This is a genomic window from Chryseobacterium candidae, from assembly GCF_004916905.1.
GTDB lineage: Bacteria > Bacteroidota > Bacteroidia > Flavobacteriales > Weeksellaceae > Chryseobacterium > Chryseobacterium candidae.
This window is the reverse complement of sequence record NZ_SDLV01000033.1, coordinates 1-469: the sequence shown is the minus strand read 5'-3', so window position 1 is coordinate 469 and position 469 is coordinate 1. Positions and strand designations below refer to the sequence as shown.

Here is a 469-nt window from a genome sequence, read left to right as displayed (position 1 = left end):
ATGAGCCTCCAGAGGGATTCGAACCCACGACCCCGAGATTACAAATCACGTGCTCTGGCCAACTGAGCTATGGAGGCATTTTAATAAAGGACTGAAACTGATTGAGAAACTCTACTCTACATATTTCAGTGTTAAAAAAAATCACTTTTACTCTGTGATTTTATTGAGCGGAAGACGGGGGTCGAACCCGCGACATTCAGCTTGGAAGGCTGACGCTCTACCAACTGAGCTACTTCCGCAATTTTGTTTCCAAAATCATTGGTAAACGCTGTGCAAAACTAAGAAAACTTATTTAATCTCGCAACTATTTTTATAATATAAAATGTGGGGAGAGCAGGATTCGAACCTACGAAGCCGAAGCAACTGAGTTACAGTCAGTCCCATTTAGCCACTCTGGAATCTCCCCAGATATTTTATATTAAAATGAGCCTCCAGAGGGATTCGAACCCACGACCCCGAGATTACAAAT

General features: G+C 42.4%; 3 tRNA genes. All 3 read right to left on the bottom strand.

Annotation, left to right across the window (positions count from 1 at the left end):
* Positions 1-3: 3 nt before the first annotated feature.
* Positions 4-77: transfer RNA gene (locus tag EK417_RS16340), tRNA-Thr, on the bottom strand.
* 89 nt (positions 78-166) lie between these two features.
* Positions 167-239: transfer RNA gene (locus EK417_RS16335), tRNA-Gly, on the bottom strand.
* A gap of 86 nt (positions 240-325) precedes the next feature.
* A tRNA-Tyr gene (locus EK417_RS16330) sits at positions 326-406 on the bottom strand.
* Positions 407-469: the final 63 nt, after the last annotated feature.